Here is a 6247-nt window from a genome sequence, read left to right on the forward strand (position 1 = left end):
GTCCCCAGGAGGGGCCGGCCGTCGTGCTGTCCGCGGCCCCGCCCTCAGAGCCTCGCGAGCCGCGCGACGAGGGCCGGCGACCCGATCGCCACGGCGCCCATGGCCTGGACGTCGTCGGCGACCTCCCGGTCGCTCGTGACGACCGCGACGGGCCGCCCCTCGGGCTCGGCCGCGACGAGCCGGCGGATCAGGTGGTCGGCGATCTCGCCCGACGTGAACAGGACACGCACCCCGCGGGTGCTCGCGGGCGGCAGGTGGCCCAGGTCCTGCCCGTCGAAGCAGCACGTGACCTCGGCCCCGGTGCGCGACGCGACACGCACCAGCCCGTCCACGAGGCGGCGCCGCTGCTGCGCGAGGGTCAGCGCGCCGAAGCCCGTCTTGGTCACGTTGTACCCGTCGACGATGAGGTGCATCTGGGGGACGGCCAGGACGTCGTCGAGCAGCGCCGGGTCGTCGCCGGTCCGCCCGCGCGACCCGGGCCGGGTGCGGTCGGGAGCGCCCGGCACGCTCCCACCGTCCGCGGGGGCCACGGTGTCGGCCGGTCGGAGCGTCGTCGGCGGGATCCCGAGCTCGCGCCGGAGCCCGACCGCTGCGTCCACGACGGTCTCCAGCAGGAGCCTGGCGCGCGCGTTGGCGAGCTCGGCCCCGGTGTGCGTGAGCGTGCGCGCCTCGTCCCGGGCGGCGTGCGCGCGGTCGAGCGCGACCGAGGCCTCCCGGCGCTCGTCGGCGGCCCGCGCCGCGAGCGCCTCGGCGGCCTCGGTGCGTGCGGCGGCCTCGGCGAGCGCGGCCCGGGCCTCTGCCCGGGCGCGGTCGGCGTCCGAGCGGAGCTTGCGCTCCTGCTTCTTGAGCGTCGCGATCTCGGCCCGGGCCTCGTCGAGCGCAGCACGGTCGGCAGCCGCGGCCTCCTGGGCAGCGGCGAGCTCGGCGACGGCCCGGTCGCGCTCCCCCGCGGCACGCTCGGCCTCCTGAGCGCGGTGCTGCGCCTCGGCCTGCGCCTCGAGGGCCGAGGCCGCGCGCACCAGGTGGTCCTCCCAGCCGTCGGGTCGCAGCAGGAACGCGCCGACGGCCAGGTCCACGAGGCCGCTCGCGGCTCGTTCGGCCTCGGCCTCGCCCTGCCCGACGGCGGAGCCCTCGTCCCGCACCGGGACCTCACCTGCCGACGTGGTCACCTCGTCGAGCGAGTCGTCCGGCGTGCCGGGCGCCCCCGCAGGACCCGTGCCTCCCGCCGCCTCCGGCGCAACCTCGGTGCTCTCGTCGGCACCAGAGGCGACCGACGCCGTGGCGACGTCGCCGCCCGTGGACGTGACGCCGTCGGGCCGGAGGGAGCGCGCCTCCCGAGGGTGAGCCGCGCTCCAGGCGGCTGCGACCGCGTGCCGGAACGAGGCGCTGGTCTCGAGGGCCTGCCACAGGGGCACGGCGCCCGACACCGCTCGTCGGCGCGGCGCGAACGTGCGGACCCTGCGGAGGGGCACGGGGACGCTCGAGGGCTCCCAGGCGCCCAGGACGCGCGCGGAGAGCTCGAGCAGCTGGGTGCGGACGACGGACGGGACGACGACCGGGTCGGGCGGCGCGTCGTCCGATCGATGCGGTGTGTCCTTCTTGTCCCGACTCGTCCCATCCATGGGTCCACACTACGGGCAGCGATCACGGGCCGCGCGGACGGACGTGTCAGTGCCCGAGGCTACCTTCGCCCCATGTCGTCCACGACCGTCCCCACCCGGGACGCACCACGCCGAACGCCCGCCCCGGACGGGTCCCGGTTGCTCTCGGTCCGTGCCTTCACCCCCGCGCCCGTCGAGGGAAGCACGCCGGTCCAGCTCGGCCTCGACGAGCTCGGCACCCCGCTGCAGGACGTGACCTTCGTGGTCGTGGACCTCGAGACGACCGGCGGCTCGCCCGCCTCGGCCGGGATCACGGAGATCGGCGCGGTCAAGGTCCGCGGCGGGGAGGTGCTCGGCGAGTTCCAGACGCTCGTCAACCCGGGCACGCCGGTCCCCGCGTTCATCGCGCGCCTCACGGGGATCACCACGGGGATGGTCGCGACCGCCCCACGCATCGAGGCCGTGCTGCCCAGCTTCCTGGAGTTCTCACGCGGCGCGGTGCTCGTCGCGCACAACGCGCCGTTCGACATCGGCTTCCTCAAGGCCGCCGCCAAGGACGCGGGCTACGAGTGGCCGGGCAACCAGGTCCTCGACACCGTGCCGCTCGCGCGACGCGTCGTGACCCGCGACGAGGCCCCCAACCACAAGCTCTCGACCCTGGCCGCGCTCTTCCACGCGGCCGTGACCCCCGAGCACCGGGCGCTGGCCGACGCGCGCGCCACGGTCGACGTGCTGCACGCGCTGCTCGAGCGCGTGGCACCGTTCGGGGTCACGCACCTCGAGGACCTCGCGACCGCCACCGACCCGGTCCCGGCCGACGTCCGGCGCAAGCGGACGCTCGCCGACGGCCTCCCCGACGGCCCGGGGGTCTACATGTTCCGCGGTCCCGGCGAGGAGGTGCTCTACGTCGGCACCTCGACGTCGATCCGGCGCCGGGTGCGCAGCTACTTCACGGCCGCGGAGAAGCGTGGCCGCATGACCGAGATGGTCCGCATCGCCCACGCCGTCACCCCGGTCGAGTGCGCCACGGTCCTCGAGGCCCAGGTCCGCGAGCTCCGGCTGATCGCCGAGCACTCACCGCGCTACAACCGTCGCTCCAAGTTCCCCGAGCGCATGAGCTGGGTGCGTCTGACGAACGAGCACCACCCTCGGCTCTCGATCGTCCAGGACGTCCGGCCGGACGCCGCGCACATCGGACCGTACTCGTCGCGCCGGCAGGCTCAGCTCGCGATCGACGCCCTGCACGACGCGCTCGCCCTGCGCCAGTGCAGCCCGCGGCTCCCGCTCCTGCCCGCCCGGGGAGCGAGCGCGTGCGCCCTCGCCGAGATGGGGCGCTGCGGCGCGCCCTGCACCACCGAGCAGCGACCGCAGGACTACCCGGCCGTGGTGGGCCGCGCGCGGGCGACCATGCTCGCGGACCCGGGCGACGTCGTCGAGCACCTGAGCGCGCGCATCGCCGAGCTCGCCGCGACCGAGCGCTACGAGCAGGCCGCCGAGGTCACGGCCCGGCTCGAAGCCTTCCTCCTGGGCGCCGGGCGTGCGCAACGGCTCCGACCGCTCGCGGCGTGCGCCCAGCTCGTCGCCGCCCGCCCCGTCGAGGGCGCCCGCTGGGAGATCGTGGTCGTGCGGCACGCACGACTCGCAGCCACGGGCCTCTCCCCCGCCGGTGCGGACCCCTGGGCGACGATCGACGCGCTCGTCGCGACCGCCGAGGACGTGCCGGCCCCCGTGGCCCCGGCGCCCGCGTGCCACCCCCACGAGGCCGACCTGGTGCTGGGTTGGCTCGAACAACCGGGGGTCCGGCTCGTCGACGTGAGCCACCCGCTCTCGTGGCCCGTCCGCTCGGCGCGAGCCTTCGCGGACGGCACCCGCACCGCGCAGCGCGTCGCACACCACGGCAAGGCTAGATTGGGCAGCGGTTCCCCGACCGGCGAACCGCGTGCCACGGACCCGACGGAGGACCCATGCTGACCGCGATCGTGCTGATCGACACCGAACCGAACCTCATCCCCGAGGTCGCCTCGCACGTCGCCTCGCTCAAGGGGGTCAGCGAGGTCTACTCCGTGACCGGCAAGGCGGACCTCGTCGCGATGGTGCGTGTCGACGAGCACGACGACCTCGCCGACGTGATCGCCGACAAGATCAGCAAGGTGCAGGGTGTGCTGCGCACCGAGACGTTCATCGCGTTCCGCGCCTACTCCGACGTGGACCTCGAGCAGGCGTTCGCGCTCGGTCTCGACGACTGACCCGGCCCCGGTGGAGCGACCTTCGCGGGTCGCCCCACCGGACCGGTGTCAGCGCGAGGACGCGGAGACCCAGCGGTCGAGCGCGGCCGCGGCCGCGCCCGAGTCGATGCTCGCCGCACCGTGCTGCATGCCCGCCGCGAGGCGCTCGACGAGCGTCCCCTCCGCGGTCCCCGGCAGGCTCCCGTCCGCGACGAGCGCGGCCGCAGCGTTGAGCAGCACGGTCTCGCGCACGGGCCCGGGGTCGCCCGCGAAGACGCGCCGCGCGACCTCGGCGTTGAAGGCCGCGTCGGCGCCGCGCAGGTCCTCGACCGTGATCCGCTGCAGACCGAGGTCGCGGGCCGCGTCGAGCGAGTGGACGGTCACCTCGCCGTCGCGCACCTCCCAGACGGTCGACGTGCCCGTCGCCGCCAGCTCGTCGAGACCGTCGTCACCACGGAACACGATCGCCGACGCCCCGCGGGAAGCGAAGACCCCCGCCACGAGCGGGGCCATGCGCTCGTCGGCGACCCCGATCGCGGCCGCGCGAGGCTGCGCCGGGTTGGTCAGCGGGCCCAGGAAGTTGAAGGCCGTCGGCACGCCGAGCTCCTTGCGCGCGACCGCCGAGTGCCGGAACGAAGGGTGGAAGACCTGCGCGAAGCAGAACGTGATGCCGACCTCGTCGACGAGCTGAGCCACCCGCTCGGGCGACTGGTCCAGCCGGATGCCCAGGACCTCGAGGACGTCGGCCGACCCGGAGGACGACGACGCGGCGCGGTTGCCGTGCTTGACGACGCGCACCCCGGTCCCGGCGATGACCACGGCAGCCATCGTCGAGACGTTGACCGTGTGCGCACGGTCCCCACCCGTCCCCACGATGTCGACCGAGGGGCCGGCGACCTGGAAGCGCGTGGCGTGCGCGAGCATCGAGTCCGCGAGGCCGCGCAGCTCGCCGACCGTCTCGCCCTTGGACCGCAGCGCGATCAGGAACGCCGCGAGCCGGACGGGGCTGACCTCGCCCGTCATGACCTTGTCCATGGCCCAGGCCGTCTGCGCGGCGCTCAGGTCATGGCCGGCGATGAGCTCCGTGAGGAGCCCGGGCCACGTCGGCTCCGACTGCTCGGACACCAGGACGGTGGCCGTCGGCGCGGGGTCGGAGGAAGCGTGTGCCGGGATGCCCGGGGTCGTGGTCACAGGACCTGCCCTTCATGAGGTCATTCGATCAGCGAGACGATCGCCCGCTGCAGCTCGATCGCGTCGAAGGGCCGAGGAACGGCATCGTCGGCGAGCGACCACGATGCTAGCCAACCGTCCTGGGGCCTGCCCGTGAGGACCAGAACGGGAGGGCACTCGTAGATCTCGTTCTTGAGCTGGCGGGACAGTCCCATGCCCCCGGCCTTGTCGGCCTCGCCGTCGAGCACGAGCAGGTCCCAGCCGCCCGCGTCGGCCGCGGCGACGACCGCGGCAGCGGTCGCGACCTCCTTCCAGACGATGTCCGGAGCACCGGCACGGACCCGACGCCCGACCGCCATCCGTACCTGCTCGCGGACGGTCGCGTCGTCGCTGTAGAGCAGGATGCGGGGGGCGCGCGCCTCACGGGGCACCGTGGTCGGCTCGACGTCCGTGCCCTGCACCGACAGGGCGCCGCCGGTGGACGTGGTCGTCGTGCCGCTCGTGGTCGACGTCATCGTCGCCTCCATCTCGTTCGGGTCTCACGTGGTCCCGACCGGTCCCGGCCGGGTCTGGTCTGGTGGCGCGCTGCCCGCGGTGCCCGGTCATCGACCGGCACCTGTACGACGAGAGCAGCGCTCCCCGGCATCTTGGCACGTCGGGTCGCGCCACGGCACCCCCCGCACCGGTGACGGCCGTCGCGCGTCCGCCCACCGGACAGGGGCGGCGTCCGCGGTCGGTGGCGCCGAGCGCCCGAGGTGACCGCCGGGATGCTCGCGCGCGGTGCGGGCGCCGACCGTCGTCGTCATTTCATGGCAATTCCCAGCGCACCGTCAGGAAATGTCGAGGCCCGCACTCTTCGCACAACGCCCGGAATGACGCCCTTTCATGGCACTTCAACGCGATCCGTCACGAAGTGCAGGGCTTGGTAGGGAGATCTGGAGAGTTTGTGAGATTCGCCGCGCGCCACCCCCTGGTTCGATGGTCCAAATCGCTCCGACGTCGGCCATAATGGCTGATGTGTCGACCGCAACGGCTGCCCCCCACGCCCACCAGCACGTGAGCGTCAACCGACCGAACCCAGTTTCGGTCGGGACGATCGTGTGGCTGGCCAGCGAGCTCATGTTCTTCGCTGGACTGTTCGCTATGTACTTCACCGCACGTTCGGTGATCCCGGCGGAGGAGTGGGCTTCTCAGACCGAGAAGCTCAACATCCCCTTCGCCGTGGTCAACACGACGGTGCTGGTGCTGTCC

5 protein-coding genes and 1 pseudogene are annotated in these 6247 nt (G+C 74.0%); 3 read left to right on the forward strand and 3 right to left on the reverse strand.

Annotated elements, in window-relative coordinates; genetic code table 11:
• Positions 1-44: 44 nt before the first annotated feature.
• A complete protein-coding gene (locus tag ACFWFR_RS16425) occupies positions 45-1622 on the reverse strand; it encodes an NYN domain-containing protein (protein ID WP_377623668.1) in 1578 nt (525 codons plus the stop codon).
• Between the two features lie 72 nt (positions 1623-1694).
• Between ACFWFR_RS16425 and ACFWFR_RS16430 the strand changes: the two genes are divergently transcribed.
• Both ACFWFR_RS16430 and ACFWFR_RS16435 read left to right on the forward strand, forming a co-directional pair.
• Complete coding sequence (locus ACFWFR_RS16430) at positions 1695-3572, forward strand: DEDD exonuclease domain-containing protein (RefSeq protein ID WP_377623670.1); 1878 nt, start codon at positions 1695-1697, stop codon at positions 3570-3572.
• Complete coding sequence (locus tag ACFWFR_RS16435; RefSeq protein ID WP_191803280.1) at positions 3566-3847, forward strand: Lrp/AsnC family transcriptional regulator; 282 nt, start codon at positions 3566-3568, stop codon at positions 3845-3847. Before ACFWFR_RS16430 ends, ACFWFR_RS16435 begins: the two co-directional genes overlap by 7 nt.
• A 48-nt stretch (positions 3848-3895) precedes the next feature.
• Here ACFWFR_RS16435 and trpD read toward each other — a convergent pair whose 3' ends face one another.
• Together trpD and ACFWFR_RS16445 are read right to left on the reverse strand one after the other, a co-directional pair.
• Positions 3896-4951, reverse strand: a complete 1056-nt coding sequence (gene trpD / locus ACFWFR_RS16440; RefSeq protein WP_377616528.1) for an anthranilate phosphoribosyltransferase — start codon at positions 4949-4951, stop codon at positions 3896-3898.
• Between the two features lie 86 nt (positions 4952-5037).
• Positions 5038-5511 (reverse strand): hypothetical protein, encoded by a 474-nt coding sequence (locus ACFWFR_RS16445; RefSeq protein WP_377623671.1) that lies wholly within the window; start codon positions 5509-5511, stop codon positions 5038-5040.
• Between the two features lie 493 nt (positions 5512-6004).
• Between ACFWFR_RS16445 and ACFWFR_RS16450 the strand changes: the two are divergent.
• Positions 6005-6247 (forward strand): annotated as a pseudogene (locus ACFWFR_RS16450) (heme-copper oxidase subunit III); the annotation flags it as partial.

Origin of the sequence: Oerskovia sp. NPDC060287 (assembly GCF_042726775.1) — a bacterium.
Taxonomy (GTDB): Bacteria; Actinomycetota; Actinomycetes; order Actinomycetales; family Cellulomonadaceae; genus Oerskovia; species Oerskovia merdavium.